15 protein-coding genes are annotated in these 15452 nt (G+C 50.6%); 10 read left to right on the top strand and 5 right to left on the bottom strand.

Annotated features, from left to right (window positions below; all coding sequences use genetic code 11):
* Nucleotides 1-141 precede the first annotated feature (141 nt).
* Nucleotides 142-465 carry a transcriptional regulator BolA gene (bolA, locus tag CCY32_RS10535; RefSeq protein WP_088330588.1) on the bottom strand — a complete coding sequence of 108 codons (324 nt, stop codon included), beginning with the start codon at nucleotides 463-465 and terminating at the stop codon, nucleotides 142-144.
* A 278-nt stretch (nucleotides 466-743) separates the two neighbouring features.
* Nucleotides 744-1349, bottom strand: coding sequence for an alpha-ketoglutarate-dependent dioxygenase AlkB (locus CCY32_RS10530; protein WP_246840588.1), 606 nt, complete (start codon nucleotides 1347-1349; stop codon nucleotides 744-746).
* 17 nt (nucleotides 1350-1366) lie between these two features.
* Here CCY32_RS10530 and CCY32_RS10525 point away from each other — a divergent pair, with 17 nt between their 5' ends.
* Genes CCY32_RS10525 through CCY32_RS10515 form a run of 3 tightly spaced genes read left to right on the top strand, consistent with a single transcriptional unit; the run spans nucleotide 1367 to nucleotide 3587 of the window.
* Nucleotides 1367-2500 (top strand): methyltransferase, encoded by a 1134-nt coding sequence (locus tag CCY32_RS10525; protein WP_088330671.1) that lies wholly within the window; start codon nucleotides 1367-1369, stop codon nucleotides 2498-2500.
* A gap of 18 nt (nucleotides 2501-2518) precedes the next feature.
* Entirely contained in the window at nucleotides 2519-3124 is a 606-nt protein-coding gene (locus tag CCY32_RS10520; protein WP_210401727.1) for a peptidylprolyl isomerase, read from the top strand.
* Nucleotide 3125: 1 nt separating this feature from the next.
* Nucleotides 3126-3587, top strand: coding sequence for a DUF4174 domain-containing protein (locus tag CCY32_RS10515; RefSeq protein WP_088330586.1), 462 nt, complete (start codon nucleotides 3126-3128; stop codon nucleotides 3585-3587).
* Between the two features lie 9 nt (nucleotides 3588-3596).
* On the opposite strand, the gene djlA is transcribed toward CCY32_RS10515, so the two are convergent.
* Nucleotides 3597-4442: a co-chaperone DjlA gene (djlA, locus tag CCY32_RS10510; RefSeq protein ID WP_210401726.1), complete on the bottom strand. Its 846-nt coding sequence runs from the start codon at nucleotides 4440-4442 to the stop codon at nucleotides 3597-3599.
* 547 nt (nucleotides 4443-4989) lie between these two features.
* Here djlA and lptD point away from each other — a divergent pair.
* From lptD to CCY32_RS10475, 7 genes are all read left to right on the top strand, one after another.
* Nucleotides 4990-7116 (top strand): LPS assembly protein LptD, encoded by a 2127-nt coding sequence (lptD, locus tag CCY32_RS10505; RefSeq protein ID WP_246840587.1) that lies wholly within the window; start codon nucleotides 4990-4992, stop codon nucleotides 7114-7116.
* A 104-nt stretch (nucleotides 7117-7220) separates the two neighbouring features.
* Complete coding sequence (surA, locus tag CCY32_RS10500; RefSeq protein ID WP_088330584.1) at nucleotides 7221-8510, top strand: peptidylprolyl isomerase SurA; 1290 nt, start codon at nucleotides 7221-7223, stop codon at nucleotides 8508-8510.
* 5 nt (nucleotides 8511-8515) lie between these two features.
* A complete protein-coding gene (pdxA, locus tag CCY32_RS10495) occupies nucleotides 8516-9505 on the top strand; it encodes a 4-hydroxythreonine-4-phosphate dehydrogenase PdxA (protein ID WP_088330583.1) in 990 nt (329 codons plus the stop codon).
* Nucleotides 9502-10308, top strand: coding sequence for a 16S rRNA (adenine(1518)-N(6)/adenine(1519)-N(6))-dimethyltransferase RsmA (rsmA, locus tag CCY32_RS10490; RefSeq protein WP_088330582.1), 807 nt, complete (start codon nucleotides 9502-9504; stop codon nucleotides 10306-10308). Before pdxA ends, rsmA begins: the two co-directional genes overlap by 4 nt.
* A gap of 3 nt (nucleotides 10309-10311) precedes the next feature.
* Nucleotides 10312-10686, top strand: coding sequence for a Co2+/Mg2+ efflux protein ApaG (apaG, locus tag CCY32_RS10485; RefSeq protein WP_088330581.1), 375 nt, complete (start codon nucleotides 10312-10314; stop codon nucleotides 10684-10686).
* A complete protein-coding gene (locus tag CCY32_RS10480) occupies nucleotides 10686-11486 on the top strand; it encodes a symmetrical bis(5'-nucleosyl)-tetraphosphatase (protein ID WP_088330580.1) in 801 nt (266 codons plus the stop codon). The genes apaG and CCY32_RS10480 overlap by 1 nt, the downstream gene beginning before the upstream one ends.
* 122 nt (nucleotides 11487-11608) lie before the next feature.
* Nucleotides 11609-13633, top strand: coding sequence for a methyl-accepting chemotaxis protein (locus tag CCY32_RS10475; protein ID WP_088330579.1), 2025 nt, complete (start codon nucleotides 11609-11611; stop codon nucleotides 13631-13633).
* A 79-nt stretch (nucleotides 13634-13712) separates the two neighbouring features.
* Here CCY32_RS10475 and folA read toward each other — a convergent pair whose 3' ends face one another.
* The gene (gene folA / locus CCY32_RS10470) at nucleotides 13713-14222 is read right to left on the bottom strand and encodes a type 3 dihydrofolate reductase (protein ID WP_088330578.1); all 510 of its coding nucleotides are present in this window, start codon (nucleotides 14220-14222) and stop codon (nucleotides 13713-13715) included.
* An 8-nt stretch (nucleotides 14223-14230) separates the two neighbouring features.
* The gene (gene cgtA, locus CCY32_RS10465) at nucleotides 14231-15388 is read right to left on the bottom strand and encodes an Obg family GTPase CgtA (protein ID WP_088330577.1); all 1158 of its coding nucleotides are present in this window, start codon (nucleotides 15386-15388) and stop codon (nucleotides 14231-14233) included.
* Between the last annotated feature and the right edge of the window lie 64 nt (nucleotides 15389-15452).

The following is a 15452-nucleotide window of genomic DNA, read 5'->3' as shown; positions in this document are numbered from 1 at the left end:
CGCTCTTATTTTGTCAGGTCCGGATAGCTATTAGCTTTTAACAAAATATTTACTGAATTGGAATGGTCAGTAGCAACAAAGGTCGTGGCGGGCTAAAGAAAAGGCGCTGCTACCCGAAGGGCAGCAGCCGCTAGAATGAGATCAGGAAGCCTTGCGTTTTAATCCACCAAGGCACTCGGGCGAGTCAGGCGCACCACCATACAGGCCCCGCCACTCACTGTCGGTGTAGGTATGCAATGCCAACGCATGAATATGGTTGGCCAGTTCGTCACGCAGCACCGCATTAACAGCCCTATGACGGTTAATTAACCGCTCACCATCAAATGAAGGTGATACGAGCACCACCTTAAAGTGCGTTTCAGACCCTGTTGGTACATTATGCTGATGACTCTCATTCACCACTTCCAGATAGGCAGGGTCAAAATGACTGAGTAATTTCTCTTCGATACTGGACTGAATATTCATCAACGTTCCTCTATCCCTTGTTAAGCTGTGTGCTGAACTTCTGGCGTCACGCAAAACCTCACATTTTGCGTTCCCCATGACTAAATTTAGCCTTCTGACACGCCATAACAAGGCAAAAAATGTAATTAACATGGCGCAGTTATGCTAACTCACTGAGCCTCCGATATATATTTTTATGCGATGTCTAAGCGAACTTTTATAACGCAAATATTTTTCAAAAAGCGCTAACGAACACTCTGAAAGTGACGTTTTTTTTATTAATTTTCAACAAGATACCTCTATTTTTGAGGGTAAATCCATCTGAACGTCAGGTTAATGCGCGCGTCCATTGGCCGACGGCTTTTGGGTAAGGCATGTTGCCAATACTGCTGAGTGGTCCCGGCCATGATCAACAGGCTGCCATGATTGAGCACCAACCGATATTTCTCATTGCCTGTTCGGCGCTTAAAATCCATATTGCGGCTTTGCCCGAGACTGACCGAGGCAATCACAGGCTCATTCCCCAGCTCGGGTTCATCGTCGGCGTGCCAGCCCATACTATCTGACCCGTCGCGATAATAATTGGCCAATACGGCATTGAAACGAGTCTGCGTTTGCGTTTCGCAGGCGGCTTTGACTTGCAATAACGCCTCGGTCCAGGGCATAGGTGTCATTTGCAATCCGGAATAACGATAGTTCGCACCAGGATCGCCGTACCATGCCTGCAAGCGCGGTATATTCACCTCTTTACCGTAAATTCTGATACTATCCTGACGCCAGGCCAATGACCGTTGTAACTGCTCAAACAGTGCGTTGGCCTGCTTATGCGGCAGAAAATCAGCCACGAAGGTCAGATCAGCATCGGCCAGAGCAATTGCTTGCTGATCGAAAAGACTATTTTGCACAAATGAACCTTAGCCCCATGAAAACCGACCTGATTTTAACAGATAAAACGCTACAACTTTACCGTTACCCGGCCGCCAGTCAGCATAAAAGCGAGCAGGCCTGGGACGCTGCTGACGAATATCTGTTGGCCTGTCTGAGCGAAAGCGAGCCATCCCAGACGCAGCCGCTTTGGATTTTTAATGACGACTGTGGCGCACTTGGCTGCGCCCTCAGCCAGTTTCATCCGAATTGGATAAACGATTCCTTCGTCTCCCGACTTGCCTGCCAACAAAATTTGCAATGCAACGATATTGATCCATCGCGCATCGTTTTTTTTGACAGTTTAAGCCTGCCAGATACGCCCCCACACCTGGTATTGATCAAAATTCCTAAGACCCTTGCGTTACTTGAATACCAGCTGTGGCAGTTACAATCCAGCGTGACACCTGACACCCGTATTATTGCAGCGGGTAAAGTCACACAAATACATACCTCCACGCTGGCATTATTTGAAAAATACCTGGGGCCGGTGACCACCTCATTAGCCAGGAAGAAGGCCCGTCTCATTTATTGTCAGCCGCAGACACATCAGAGCCAGCCCTGCCCCTATCCGAGCAGCTGGAAAATGCCACAACGAGAATGGCTGATTCAGAATCATTCCAATGTCTTTTCCCGTCAGCAGCTAGATATTGGCGCACGGTTTATGCTTGAGCATTTGCCTCAGGAACCCGTTGACACGGCCATCGATCTCGGTTGTGGCAACGGCGTGTTGGGAATGGCCCTGTTGGAGTCTGGTATTGCACAGCATGTGTGCTTTGCAGATGAGTCTTATATGGCAGTGGCATCCGCTCGTCTGAATGTCTCTCATAACCTGTCGGCGGCCATCTCACAATGTGAATTCCGCGTCAGTGACTGCCTGAGCCAGATCTTACCCCGCAAGACCCATCTTATTCTCTGCAACCCTCCTTTTCACCAGCAACAGCGGATTACCGATCATATTGCCTGGCAAATGTTTAAACAGGCCAAAGATGCTCTACATCGAGGCGGAGAGCTGAGGATCATTGGCAACCGACATCTTGGCTATCACCACAAACTGAAACGTCTGTTCGGGGGTTATCACCAGGTTGCAGCAAATAATAAATTCAGTATCTTATCCGCCATCAAACGCTAACGACCATAAGGAATCATCATGCGAGCCTGGTTTACAATTCTTTTGCTAATGGTGTCTGTCGGTGTGGCAGGCAAAGATGACGGTGCGAAAGTGCAACCGGATAATCTGTTTCCAAAAGTGAAACTGGAGACCACGATGGGAGACATCGTGGTGGAATTGGATCGGATCAAAGCCCCGCTCACCACCAATAACTTCCTGCTATATGTCTCTAAACGCAGTTACGAAGACACCATTTTTCATCGGGTCATTAATGACTTCGTGGTGCAGGGGGGAGGATATGACACCCAGTTCAATACAAAGCCCACGATACGCACCATTTTTAACGAATCTGGCAATGGCAACAAAAATGAGCGCTATACCCTGGCCATGGCAAGAGAAAACGATCCCCACTCCGCCGGTCGGCAATTCTTCTTTAATATGAATGATAATGACAGCCTGGATCCGGGCCGAAAGTGGGGCTATGCCGTATTTGGACGCGTTATCGAAGGCATGGATGTGCTGGATAAGATTGCGGCTGTGGAGACCCATGTTGATCCCACCTACGGCTGGCCTGATGTACCGGTTGAGCCAGTGATTCTGAAAAAAGCCAGCGTGTTACCCCCCAACTACGTGCCCAGTTTCTGAGATGTCCCGTCCATTCACCGTTGCACTGCTTACACTTCTGGCGTTCAGTCTGCCGGTCAGTGCCAAGGCCCCCCTGACGGATTTAAGTGCCCTGCAATGGAAACACCGTGTGTTACTGCTCAATGCCGCTTCTGCAAACCAGGCGAATCTCTTTCAAACACGTCTTTTGCGAGCGTCCGACGAAGTACAAGCACGGCACCTGTACTGGTTTATTGTGCCAGCAGACATCAATGCTGATACGCCGCTGCTAAGCAATTATCCTGGTACCGTATCGTCTCAACTGGGCCGGCAACTTAAGCGCACCTATTTCCGGTCATCGACGGATCGCATCGTTCTGATTGGCAAGGATGGCGGGATCAAATATACCGACCGTACACTGCAATTCAAAACACTCTGGGCGCGTATTGACGCCATGCCAATGCGCAAAGCGGAAATGCGCGAGGCAGACCCACAGCAGCAATGATTGTAGGTCTCACTCCCGCTGCTTTTTAATCAGTTCGTAAGCCGCCTGGATGTCCTGGGCTTTGGCTTTCGCCACCTCCAGCGCTTGTTTGGGTAGCCCCTTGGAAACCAGCTTATCGGGATGGTTTTCACTCATCAGTTTACGGTAGGCTTTTTTGATGGTTGCCATATCATCACTTTTTTTCACCCCAAGGATTTGATACGCATCACTGATACTTTGCGCCTCGGAGTAAGTTGCCCGCCCCCGTGAACTGCCACTACTGCTGCGCCGCTGATGGCTGCGGGTGCGAAATCGCAACTCAGCCTCATACACAGATAACAGATACAGCAGCTCGTGTTGACGGAAACCCAGATGACTGGCAGCAGACTCCAGTACCTTTTGCTCGGCTCTGTCCAGACCGCCGTCGGCATACGCAGCCTGAATCAGTATTTCCAGAAACACCTGCAGAATATCCCGACGTCCGTGGCATGACTCATAGAACTCCTGCAATGTCTGTTTTAACGGAAAGTCTGCGGCTTTGCCCTCCCTGAAAGCCTGCTGGGCTTCTTTACGGGTTTCACCGGTCAGTCCCATCTGGTCCATCAGGGCGGTGGCCATTTTAATCTCGTCGCTGGTCACCTGGCCGTTGGCTTTTGCGACATGTCCCATACTGGAAAACAAGGCATGAAAAAATACGGCCTGACGTTTGAGATCGTCGGCTCGGCCGAAAAACCGTCCGAATCCTCCCTTTTGATTAAAATCCTGGCTGTATCCCCGGTCGAAAAGATGCCCGACGATGAAACCCAGAATGGCACCGGGGATCCGGCCAAACATAAAACCAAAAAATGTACCTAACACCTTTCCCCAAATGGGCATATCAGATTCCTTTACGCTTTACCTTTGCACAACTCTGTCAAGGCAGTGCAAACACCTACCCAACCCATCGTTGTCCCATGTCAGAGCATGAAAATGCGGGTGTAACTTATTGCATTGATTACCATTTTGATAATGACAGCAAACCAGGCTATCAACAGCGGTCCCGCTGATCACGAACTGTCCGTTCACCTTGCCATTGTATAAGAATTTGTGCGTTCGTCATGCACTGTGTGTCGTTTAGATCGGCATTCACACAGCAAACTCGCTGCGCGGATAAGGGCTATGGTGGGCCATATAGCGGCTCAAGGAGGGACCGGACAAGCAGAAAAAAGCCGACGAGGCGCGTTTTAACTTCAGCATTTTAAGGGTAAACGGGTATATTACTGGTAAAACAGACTGAAACCCTTAAAATTGCCTTTTTCGCCCACAACCGGTTTGTTGAGTCATTGCCCGCGCTTTTATGAATTTATCCCGTTTGACAATGTTATCGTTGGGTCTCTGCTGTGCTGCGCTCTCGGCTGAGCCACAGGTATGTCTGGCTCCCCCAATGCCACTTAACGAAAGTGATAGGGTGGTAAAAGATGACAATATCAGCGTTAAAGCCCAGGAAGCCCGAATACAGCAAGACAAGCTAGCGCAATTCAGTGGCAAAGTGGAAATACACAGCAAGCAAGGCACCATACAGGCACAACAGGCCCTTATCGACAAAAGTGCCAGGCAGCTTAAAGCCAGTGGCGATATTGCTTTTAGTGATAATCAGATTTATGTCACCAGCGATAATATGGGATTGGATCTGGCCTCGGGCAGTCTGTCACTGGAAAACACCCAGTATCAGATGCTGGGGTTCGTAGGCAGAGGACAGGCAGAGAATATCGCCATTAGTAATCAGACCGGGATCCAGCTTGATGGCGTCAGTTTCACCACCTGTCCCGCAGGTCAGGAAGACTGGCTTATCAAAGCCAGCAGTATTTCCTTAGCACCTGGAGAGATCTGGGGAGAAGCGCGCAATACCCGCTTCTATCTGGCCGGTGTACCTGTGCTATACCTTCCTTATTTCAGTTTCCCGGTATCAGAGCAACGGCAGACTGGATTGCTGTTTCCAACCCTCTCCAGTTCAGATCGCATTGGTGTCGGTTACGAACAACCCTACTACTGGAATATCGCGCCAAACTACGATGCTACCCTCGCCCCCCGACTCATGTCAGACCGCGGATTGCAGCTGAAAACCGAATTCAGATACCTGAGTGACGAACATCAGGGGCAGCTGAATGTAGAATATCTGCATGATGACAGGCGCAGCGATCTCGACGACGCCCGCTATTTTTACCGTTTCGTTCATCAGGGGCAGCTGACCCAAAGCTGGCAGATCAGTGCCGAAGTGAATGGCCTGAGTGATGATAACTACATTGTTGATTTGGGCTCTGAATTCTATAACCGCGCCGATACCCATCTGAATCAGACTCTGCAATTATTGTACTTTTCAGATGATTTAAATTTCTCTGCTCAAATCAGGGACTTCGAAATCATTGGTAACCATCCCAACAGTTATCGTGCGATCCCTGAGCTTAGGCTGGACTATCACCATGATCTAGGGACATTGCTCGATTTCAGATTCGACTCGGAATTAGCCCACTTTGAAAATGGCGATGAGAACAGTCCGTCTGCCACACGACTTCATCTGGCTCCCACGCTTAGCCTGCCATTGCATAATAGCTGGGGCGAATTCATCGCAGAAGGAACCTTGTTACAGACTTTTTATCGTCAATCCCTGCCTGATAATTCCTCTCTTGAGGAATCTGTCAGCCGTACCTTGGGGCGGGGGCGATTGTATGGTGCAGTAAACTTTGAGCGACAAATCGAACTTTTTGGCGACCAGATGACTCAGACACTGGAACCGAAAATGCAATATCTGTACACCAGCTATGAGGATCAACAACATATCGGACGTTACGATACCAGTCGTCTGCTCAATGACTACGTCGGATTATTCCGTGGCCAGGAGTTTACCGGTCTGGATCGCATCAGTGATTCCAATCAGCTGACCGTGGGTCTGACAACCCGACTGTTAGATGATAATGAGAGCGAACAGTTACGTCTGAGCTTAGGCCAAATTTTCTATTTTGGAGACAGTCGCCTGAGTGACAACGAGCGTGAAGAAGATCGCTCGGCGTTGGCGGCAGAACTGGACTGGCGCATCAGTTCCAAGTGGTTTGTTCGCTCACAGATCCAGCTTTCATCGGTTAATCAGCGGGTTGAGCGCAGTAATCTGTCGTTGGACTACAAGTTAGCCGAGGACAAATTGGTGCAGTTAAATCACCGCTATGTCAGAGATATTTCCGGCAATGAAATTGATCAGGTGGGGGTGACGGCAAGCTGGCCTCTGTCCAGGCAGTGGCACTGGGTGGGACGATGGTACAAAGATTTGTCCAGCAACAGAACCATTGAAAGCTTTACCGGTATACAATATCAGTCCTGTTGTTGGGCCTTACAATTTGTCGCCCAGCGCTATCTGAGTAACCGTTTTGACGCTCTGGGTGAACAGAGTGGTGATGAGTTTGAATCAGGTATTGCATTACAGTTTGTATTCAGAGGCTTTGGTGGAAAAGACTCCGCCAGGTCCTTACTAAATGAAGGGTTGTTCGGATATCGGCACCCTTATTTTCTGAATAACTGATATCATCGAAGCGGGATCCATTGCTTCGCCAGGAATTTCCCCTTGACCACAGCATTAAAGTGGGCAAGCTGGGCGGCGTTGAGGATCCGTAAAATTACAAACCAATGAAGTCGAATATGAAATTAAACGCTGTACTTTGCTTTTTACTGTTTTTCCCGGTTGTAGTCAGCAGCCAGCCCCAGGAATTGGATCGCGTTGCGGTCATTGTCGATCAGGGCGTGGTGCTGGAGAGTGAAATCCAGGAACTGGTCCAATCCGTTAAACGCAACGCCATTGCCTCCGGGCAGGACTTGCCATCGGATCAGGCTGTGCGCACCCAGGCTACTGAACGCCTCATTCTTACTAATCTGCAAATGCAGATGGCAGAGCGAATGGGGATCCAGGTCAGCGACCCTCAGCTTGAGCAAACCATTGAAAGTATTGCTCAGAGCGAAGGTGTCACGGTAGAGCAGCTCCGAGCCGGGCTGACCGCCGAAGGGGTGAGCTACGACAGCTATCGCGAAGAGGTGCGTCGTGAGCTGATTACCGGTGAAGTGCGTCGCGCCAATGTGCGCCGTCGTGTCTATATTACGCCTCAGGAAGTGGAGAGTCTGGTCAGACTGATGCAACAGCAGGGTCTGCAGCAGGCTGAATATCGCCTTGGTCATATCCTTATTGGCTTTCCCCCGGAGCCGAGTGAAGAAGACATCGACAGTGCCAGAGACCGCGCAGATAAAGTGCTTGAGCTGCTGAACAACGGCTCAGACTTTGCCAAAATTGCGATTGCATCTTCCTCCGGCGCTAAAGCACTGGAAGGTGGCGACATGGGCTGGATGAATATTAATGCTATGCCGACACTGTTTGCAGAAGCGGTTCAGGATAAGAAGAAAGGTGAGCTGATCGGACCTATCCGCAGTGGCGCGGGTTTTCATATCCTCAAGGTCATGGACCTCAAAGGGGTTGAGCAGGTTGAAATCACTGAAGTGAACTCCCGTCATATTTTAATTAAGCCTACTGTGATTCTCAGTGAAGAACGGGCAAGACAGATGCTCAGAGAGTTTAAAGAGCAGATTCTCGCCGGAGAAGCTGACTTTGCGGAACTGGCAAAAGAGCATTCAGCCGACCCGGGTTCTGCCCTCAAAGGCGGCGAACTGGGCTGGTCTGACCCCAGCGCTTATGTGCCTGCCTTTAAAGAAGCATTAGAGCGACTCGAACAGGGAGAGATCAGTGATCCCTTCCGCTCGACTCACGGCTGGCATATCGTTCAGCTGCTAGACCGACGCGTGGGTGATGTCACCGATAAAGTACAGGAAGAAAAAGCCTATCGTCTGCTGTTTAACCGTAAATTTGCAGAAGAAACGGACAACTGGCTGCGCGAAATGCGTGACAGTGCCTATATCGAAGTGCTGGAGTAACCATCTTGAGTGATCGTCCTCTGCGTATCGCCATTACGCCGGGAGAACCTGCCGGTATTGGTCCTGACCTGATCATTGCTTTATTGCAACAATCCTGGCCGGCGCAATTGGTATTGTTTGGGTGTCAGGACATGCTTCAACAGCGCGCTGAAGCCCTTGGCTTGCCCTTAACGCTGCTGCCTTATGATGAGCAGAACAAGGCCCTGCAAAAACCGGGGCAGGCATACATTCAGTCTGTCCCAACGGCGGTTGCTGTGCAGGCCGGAAAACTGGATGCGGGCAATGGTCAGTACGTCGTAGAGACCCTGCGTCAGGCCAGCAGTAAAAATCTCAGCGGTGAATTTGATGCGGTCGTAACGGGCCCGGTTCACAAAGGCATTATTAATCAGGCCGGCATCTCTTTCAGCGGGCATACAGAGTATTTTGCCCATCAGGCTAATATTGCCGATGTGGTGATGATGCTGGCAACCGAGGGGCTGCGGGTGGTACTGGCCACGACGCACATTCCGCTGGCCTATGTGTCTAAGGCCATTACACAAGACCGCTTACATAAAGTTATCCGCATTGTTAATGCCGATCTGAAAGCCAAGTTTGCTATCCCCGAACCACGCATCCTGGTCTGCGGCTTAAACCCCCATGCCGGTGAGGGTGGCCATCTTGGTACAGAAGAACTGGATGTGATTATTCCGGCACTGGAAGCATTACGCGCGGAAGGACTGAATCTGGTGGGACCGCTTCCGGCAGACACCATTTTTCAACCCAAATATCTGCAACAAGCGGATGTGGTGCTGGCAATGTATCATGACCAGGGCTTACCCGTGCTCAAATACAAAGGCTTTGGTGCGGCGGTAAACATTACACTGGGTCTGCCTTTTATCCGCACATCCGTGGATCATGGCACCGCACTGGACTTAGCTGGCAGCGGGGAAGCCGATACAGGCAGCTTCAGGCTGGCCCTGCAAAAAGCCATTGATATGGCCGGAGCCAAACAATGAGTAAAAAACACCAGGGCCATACGGCGAGAAAACGCTTCGGTCAGAACTTTCTCCATGATCCCTACATCATCTCTGCCATTATCGATGCCATTAACCCACAAGCTGATGAAAATCTGGTGGAAATTGGCCCGGGTCTTGGCGCACTAACAGAGCCCGTCTGCGAGCACGTGAACAAGCTCACTGTGGTAGAGTTGGACAGAGATCTGGCGGCACGATTGCGCACGCATCCCTTTATTTCCAGTAAGCTGACCATTATCGAAGCCGATGCGATGAAGTTTGATTTTGCTTCACTGACCGACAGCGAACATCCACTTCGGGTATTCGGCAATCTTCCATACAATATTTCAACTCCCTTGCTGTTTCATTTATTCCAGTTTGCCGGGGTCATCAGCGACATGCACTTCATGCTGCAAAAAGAAGTGGTTAAACGCATGGCCGCAAGCCCGGGAAGCAAAGACTATGGGCGCTTATCCGTGATGACCCAGTACTATTGTCAGGTGCTGCCGGTTCTTGAAGTGCCCCCAGGCGCCTTTAAGCCCGCTCCCAAGGTGGATTCTGCGGTGGTCAGATTACTGCCTTATCAGGACAAGCCGGTACCGGTAAATGACCCGGGCAAACTGAATCAGGTTTGTGCTCAGGCGTTTAATCAGCGTCGTAAGACCATTCGCAATAGCCTCAAAACCCTGCTCAACGAAGAACAAATCAGCAGTCTGGGCTTGAATCCAGATGCCAGAGCAGAGACACTTTCACTCAGTGACTTTGCTGCACTGGCCAATCTGTTGGATCACACAGCCCGAGGGTAATCAATGCAGAGTGACGCTATCCGTATTCATGTAACAAGTCAGTATCTTGAACAGAGCTCCATACCCAATGCACAAAAATATGCGTTTTCCTATCATGTGCGCATTGAAAACCATGATACACAAGCCGTCCAGCTGCTAAATCGTTATTGGCTCATCACCGACGCTGATGGCAATAAAAGTGAAGTACAGGGCGCCGGTGTGGTGGGCAAGCAACCTGTTATTGCCCCAGGTGACAGCTATGAATACAGCAGTGGCGCTATCCTTGAAACTCCTGTTGGCAGCATGCAAGGCTTTTATGAAATGCAGCGCACTGACGGAACTCGCTTTAAGGCGCCCATTCCTGTTTTCAGCCTTGTTGTGCCAAGTTTAATCAACTGATGCGTACTTTTATCGTCGGTGACATTCAGGGAAGCTATTCGGCCTTACGCAAGTTATTAGATAAAGTTGGCTTCGATGCGGACACGGATTCGCTGTGGGGAGCAGGAGATTTAATTGGTCGCGGCGAAGAATCCCTGCAGACCTTACGGTTTTTTTCTTCTTTAGGGAAACACGCCAATGCAGTGTTGGGTAACCATGACCTGCATTTTCTCGCCGTGCACCTGGGCATCAAATCGCCGAAGACGCAGGATAAGTTCGGTCCCTTGCTCAAAGCAGATGATTGCGACGAGCTTGCCCATTGGCTGAGGTACCGTCCCATGACCTGGACGCCGGACCAGGACACCCTGCTCAGTCATGCTGGCCTGTTTCCGGGCTGGACCATTGAGCAGGCCTCAGCCCTTGGCAAAGAAGTCGAACAATGTCTGCAGAGTCGCCACTGGAAGGCGCTGCTTTCGACCATGTACAGCAATAACACCAAAGCCTGGACACCACAGCTCAGTGGCTATGAACGCCTGGTGTTTATCATCGACGCCCTGACCCGTATGCGCTGGATCACCTCGGATCTGAAGCTGGATTTAAAAGCAAAATCAGGTCTAAGCTCAGTGCCGCAAGGGTTGTACCCCTGGTTCAGTCACCCTCAGGCAAAGTTGTCCGCTCACCAAAGGGTGTTGTTTGGTCATTGGGCCGCACTGGAGGGCAAGACCGGGCAGACAAACTGCATCGCATTGGATACCGGTTACATATGGGGCGGAAAACTCACCGCGTTGGAGTTACCAGGCAGCCATTTACATCAGATTTAAGAATAAAATCTTTGCGTCGATACAATGACTTAGCATATGTTTAATTTGGCACGTGATCTGCAGCCATTACTCTGGTAATTTTGCCACTAAGATTTGATCAATAGCTGTTCCGGGGACTTTCTATGAAACTAACAGTAGCAATGCGCGTTATCGGTGGTTTTGCCATCATTACCCTACTGCTATTTATTATCAGTATCTTCTCTCTCGTCAACCTTAGCAGCGTCGATTCAGCGGTTGAAGAAGTCAATGAGCTGGCTATCCCGACACTTCAGGGCAGCAGCGGACTCAAGGTCTCCTTTATGAATATGGGCCGGATTACCTTTGAAGGGTATTACGAGTCTGACCTGACAAAACTGGACAACCTGCAAAAACAGCTGGAAACCAGCAAAGGCAACTTTGAGACCCAGTTGAAGCAACTCAAATCAGCTGTTGTCGGACAGGCCGCCCTGACCAAATCACTCAATCAGGTGGAATCGGTTTATCAGGAATACGCTGATAACGTCAGCAGAATGTTCAACAGCCGCCGTAATGACCTGCAGCTGGGGCAACGTTTATCCATGCAGTTAATGTCACTGGAAGACAATACCGATGATACGTCGATGTTGTTGCTGGATTTTTCTGATTTAGATGATGCCCGAAATGGTGGTGCGCTGGCTGAAGCGGCGCGTATTGGCGCAGACCTGGAAACAGAGCTGATGTCACTCATCAGTGTGGCTTCTCAATATAGCAAGACGGCCGATCTTACCCGGGCAGAAACCATCGGCAACGAACTTCAGTTAACCCTGGACAACGTGCTCAGCATCAAGCAAAGCATGATAGAAAGTGCAGCTGGTCGAGATGACAGTGGCATGCTTGCGGATATAGAACAGATGATTCTGGACATTGAGAGCACAGCAACGGCATCGCAGGGCATTGTGAACAATCAGGTGGCACGGCTGGAGAGTCAATTGGATGCCAGTGATGCGCTGGCAGACTCTGAGGCCAATATTACCGCAGCCGTTAGTGACCTTGATGCCCTGTTAAACCAGGCCAATGACATTACTGCCATCGCCAAAGAAGATGTCGCTGATTCTGTGGCAACAGGCACCACCAGTACCGTGATTATTATGCTGGTCTCTGCGGGCGCGGCAGCCGCCATTGCCTTTTTCAGTGTCAGAGCCATCACCATTCCTCTGAATAAAGTCAACGAAATGCTGCATGTGGTTTCCGGTGGGGACCTGACACAGAAGCTGGACGATTCATCCCAGGATGAATTCGGTGAGCTGGCCAGAAACTGTAATAACCTCATAGACAGCCTCAAGGGTCTGATTTCAGGCATCAGTTCCAGAGCCAGTCAGCTTGCCGCTGCGTCTGAACAAACATCAGCCGTCACCGCACAGACCACCAAGTCTATACAGGAACAGAAATCTCAGATTGCACAGGTGGCAACCGCAACCACAGAGATGAACAGTACGTCGCAATTGGTTTCGCAAAGTGCTGAGGATACCCTCAACGAGATCCGCAACGCCGATTCCGAAGCCGAGAAAGTCAAAGCCATTTCTCAGGAAAACCGCAACACCATCATGGCACTGGCTAAAGAAGTTGAGAAGGCCAGTGAGGTTATTAATAAACTGAATCAGGACAGCGCCAGTATCGGCGGTATTCTTGATGTCATCCGCGGCGTGGCCGACCAGACCAACCTGCTGGCACTCAATGCAGCCATTGAAGCTGCCCGGGCCGGAGAGCAGGGACGTGGTTTTGCCGTTGTTGCTGATGAAGTAAGAACCCTGGCCAGCCGCACGCAGGAATCGACGCAGGAAATTCAGTCCATGATTGAAATACTGCAGGCCGGTGCAGAAAAAGCGGTGAACGTGATGCAGCAGGGTAAACAGCAAGCTGAGGTCTGCGTAACACAAACCGAAAAGGCTACCTCGGCACTGGATCTCATCACCAACGCCGTGCATAAAGCGCACGATGTATCGACCCAAATCGAGCAGTCGGCCCGTGAGCAGCATCAGGTTTCTCAGGAAATCAGTGAGAAGCTTGAAAACATCGTTGCCATTGCAGAAGAGACCTCAACCGGGGCCGAGCAAACCACTGACTCCAGTCACGAAGTGGCCAAGCTGGCAGATGAACTGCAAGGCTCTGTGAGACAATTCAGGGTGTAATGGCAACGTCTGTTGTCATGGCATAAAAAACGCGCTGGAAAGCGCGTTTTTTGTTGTTACCATGCCGTTTTTGCACGAATCAGACCTCTAGCACCTTTCGACGCTGCAAGGTCTTAAAGACCAGTGGGTAAGGGTTTTCTTCATCGGCCTGCACATGCTCTTCTTCCAAGGCACGCCAGTTAGCTTCTGCCTGGTAATCGGGGAAGTAGGTGTCACCGTCCACATCGAGTTTAATCTCGGTGATGTACAAGCGCTCACACAAGGGTAAGAAATGGCTGTAAAGCATTCCCCCACCAATCACCATCACCTCTTCCGCCTGTTCCTGCTGAGCCAGCTCGAGTGCCTGTTCAGGGCTCTCGGCACGCTCAACGCCCTCAGCAGCAAAAGACGCATCGCTACTGACAACAATGTTTTTCCGCCCGGGCAGCGCTTTACCAATGGATTCAAAAGTCTTGCGCCCCATCACCACGGGCTTACCCAGGGTCTTACTCTTAAAATGTCTGAGATCAGCAGGCAAATGCCAGGGCATACGGTTGGCTGAGCCGATAACCCGCCCCTTTGCCATCGCTGCAATCATTGAAATTCGCATCGTATTCCTCATCTTGTGTAGATTATCTCTACTCCGGAATCGTCATCTGGATCATCATCGTCCCAGTCATCGTCATCCGGCTCCTGTAATTGTTCTTTGTGGTAGGTATCCCACTTAAATTCAACGTCCTGCTCCACCTCTTCCGCTTCCTGCTCGGCAGGCAGACTGTCCAGATACGCCATCACGTCCTGACACAACGCTTCGGTTCCTGTCTTGCTGAGGGCGCTGATACTGAAATGTTGTCCCTGCCAATCCAGTGACGACATTACGTCGTTCATGACTTCCGCCAACTCGTCCTCGGTCAGCAGGTCAGTTTTATTAAAAATTATCCAGCGCGGCTTCTCAGCAAGTTTGGGGCTATATTGCTCCAGCTCTGCAACGATGGTTTTGGCATTCTCAGCAGGACTGGAGCCATCCACCGGCAATACATCGATAATATGCAGGAGCACCCGACAACGCTCGAGATGTTTCAAAAAGCGAATACCGAGTCCGGCTCCTTCGGCAGCCCCCTCGATTAACCCCGGAATATCGGCGATCACAAAACTGCGTTGTCCCTCCACACGCACCACACCCAGATTCGGGATCAAGGTAGTGAAGGGGTAATCCGCCACTTTGGGTTTGGCTGCCGACACGCTGCGAATAAAAGTGGACTTACCCGCGTTAGGAAGTCCCAGCAAACCGACATCGGCCAGTAACATCAGTTCCAGCTTAAGGTTTCGTACATCACCGGGCGTACCATCGCTTTTCTGTCGCGGCGCGCGGTTGGTGCTACTTTTAAAGCGCGCATTGCCCAGGCCATGAAAGCCCCCTTTGGCGACTTTCAGCTTTTTGCCATGTCGGGTTAAATCGCCTAACACTTCGCCGGTATCAACATCCGTGGCGCGAGTCCCAACCGGCACCTTAAGTACCAGGTCCTCACCACTGCGCCCGGTGCAATTGCTACCCTGGCCATTCTGACCACGCTGGGCACGATGAATGCGATCAAAGCGGTAATCTACCAGTGTATTGAGGTTTTCATCGGCAAGCAGATAAACGCTGCCACCATCTCCGCCATCTCCCCCGTCAGGACCACCTTTGGGAATATACTTTTCACGGCGGAAGCTAATGACGCCATTGCCACCGTCTCCGGCTTCAACACGAATTTCAGCTTCATCTACAAATTTCATCTGTCTAACCTCACTGGCAAACTGCTACTGGGCATTCTACCGGATTTATATTGCATTATGGTAT

The sequence above is a fragment of the Lacimicrobium sp. SS2-24 genome (assembly GCF_002201535.1).
In the GTDB taxonomy this organism is placed as follows: Bacteria; Pseudomonadota; Gammaproteobacteria; order Enterobacterales; family Alteromonadaceae; genus Lacimicrobium.
This window is presented reverse-complemented; position numbering and strand designations above follow the sequence as displayed.

What these genes read in the sequence shown, in the direction of transcription:
- bolA (WP_088330588.1), bottom strand. Translation starts at nt 465, where the DNA reads ATGAATATTCAGTCCAGTATCGAAGAGAAATTACTCAGTCATTTTGAC.
- CCY32_RS10525 (WP_088330671.1), top strand. Translation starts at nt 1,367, where the DNA reads ATGAAAACCGACCTGATTTTAACAGATAAAACGCTACAACTTTACCGT.
- CCY32_RS10520 (WP_210401727.1), top strand. Translation starts at nt 2,519, where the DNA reads ATGCGAGCCTGGTTTACAATTCTTTTGCTAATGGTGTCTGTCGGTGTG.
- CCY32_RS10515 (WP_088330586.1), top strand. Translation starts at nt 3,126, where the DNA reads ATGTCCCGTCCATTCACCGTTGCACTGCTTACACTTCTGGCGTTCAGT.
- djlA (WP_210401726.1), bottom strand. Translation starts at nt 4,442, where the DNA reads ATGCCCATTTGGGGAAAGGTGTTAGGTACATTTTTTGGTTTTATGTTT.
- lptD (WP_246840587.1), top strand. Translation starts at nt 4,990, where the DNA reads ATGCCACTTAACGAAAGTGATAGGGTGGTAAAAGATGACAATATCAGC.
- surA (WP_088330584.1), top strand. Translation starts at nt 7,221, where the DNA reads ATGAAGTCGAATATGAAATTAAACGCTGTACTTTGCTTTTTACTGTTT.
- rsmA (WP_088330582.1), top strand. Translation starts at nt 9,502, where the DNA reads ATGAGTAAAAAACACCAGGGCCATACGGCGAGAAAACGCTTCGGTCAG.
- apaG (WP_088330581.1), top strand. Translation starts at nt 10,312, where the DNA reads ATGCAGAGTGACGCTATCCGTATTCATGTAACAAGTCAGTATCTTGAA.
- CCY32_RS10480 (WP_088330580.1), top strand. Translation starts at nt 10,686, where the DNA reads ATGCGTACTTTTATCGTCGGTGACATTCAGGGAAGCTATTCGGCCTTA.
- CCY32_RS10475 (WP_088330579.1), top strand. Translation starts at nt 11,609, where the DNA reads ATGAAACTAACAGTAGCAATGCGCGTTATCGGTGGTTTTGCCATCATT.
- folA (WP_088330578.1), bottom strand. Translation starts at nt 14,222, where the DNA reads ATGCGAATTTCAATGATTGCAGCGATGGCAAAGGGGCGGGTTATCGGC.
- cgtA (WP_088330577.1), bottom strand. Translation starts at nt 15,388, where the DNA reads ATGAAATTTGTAGATGAAGCTGAAATTCGTGTTGAAGCCGGAGACGGT.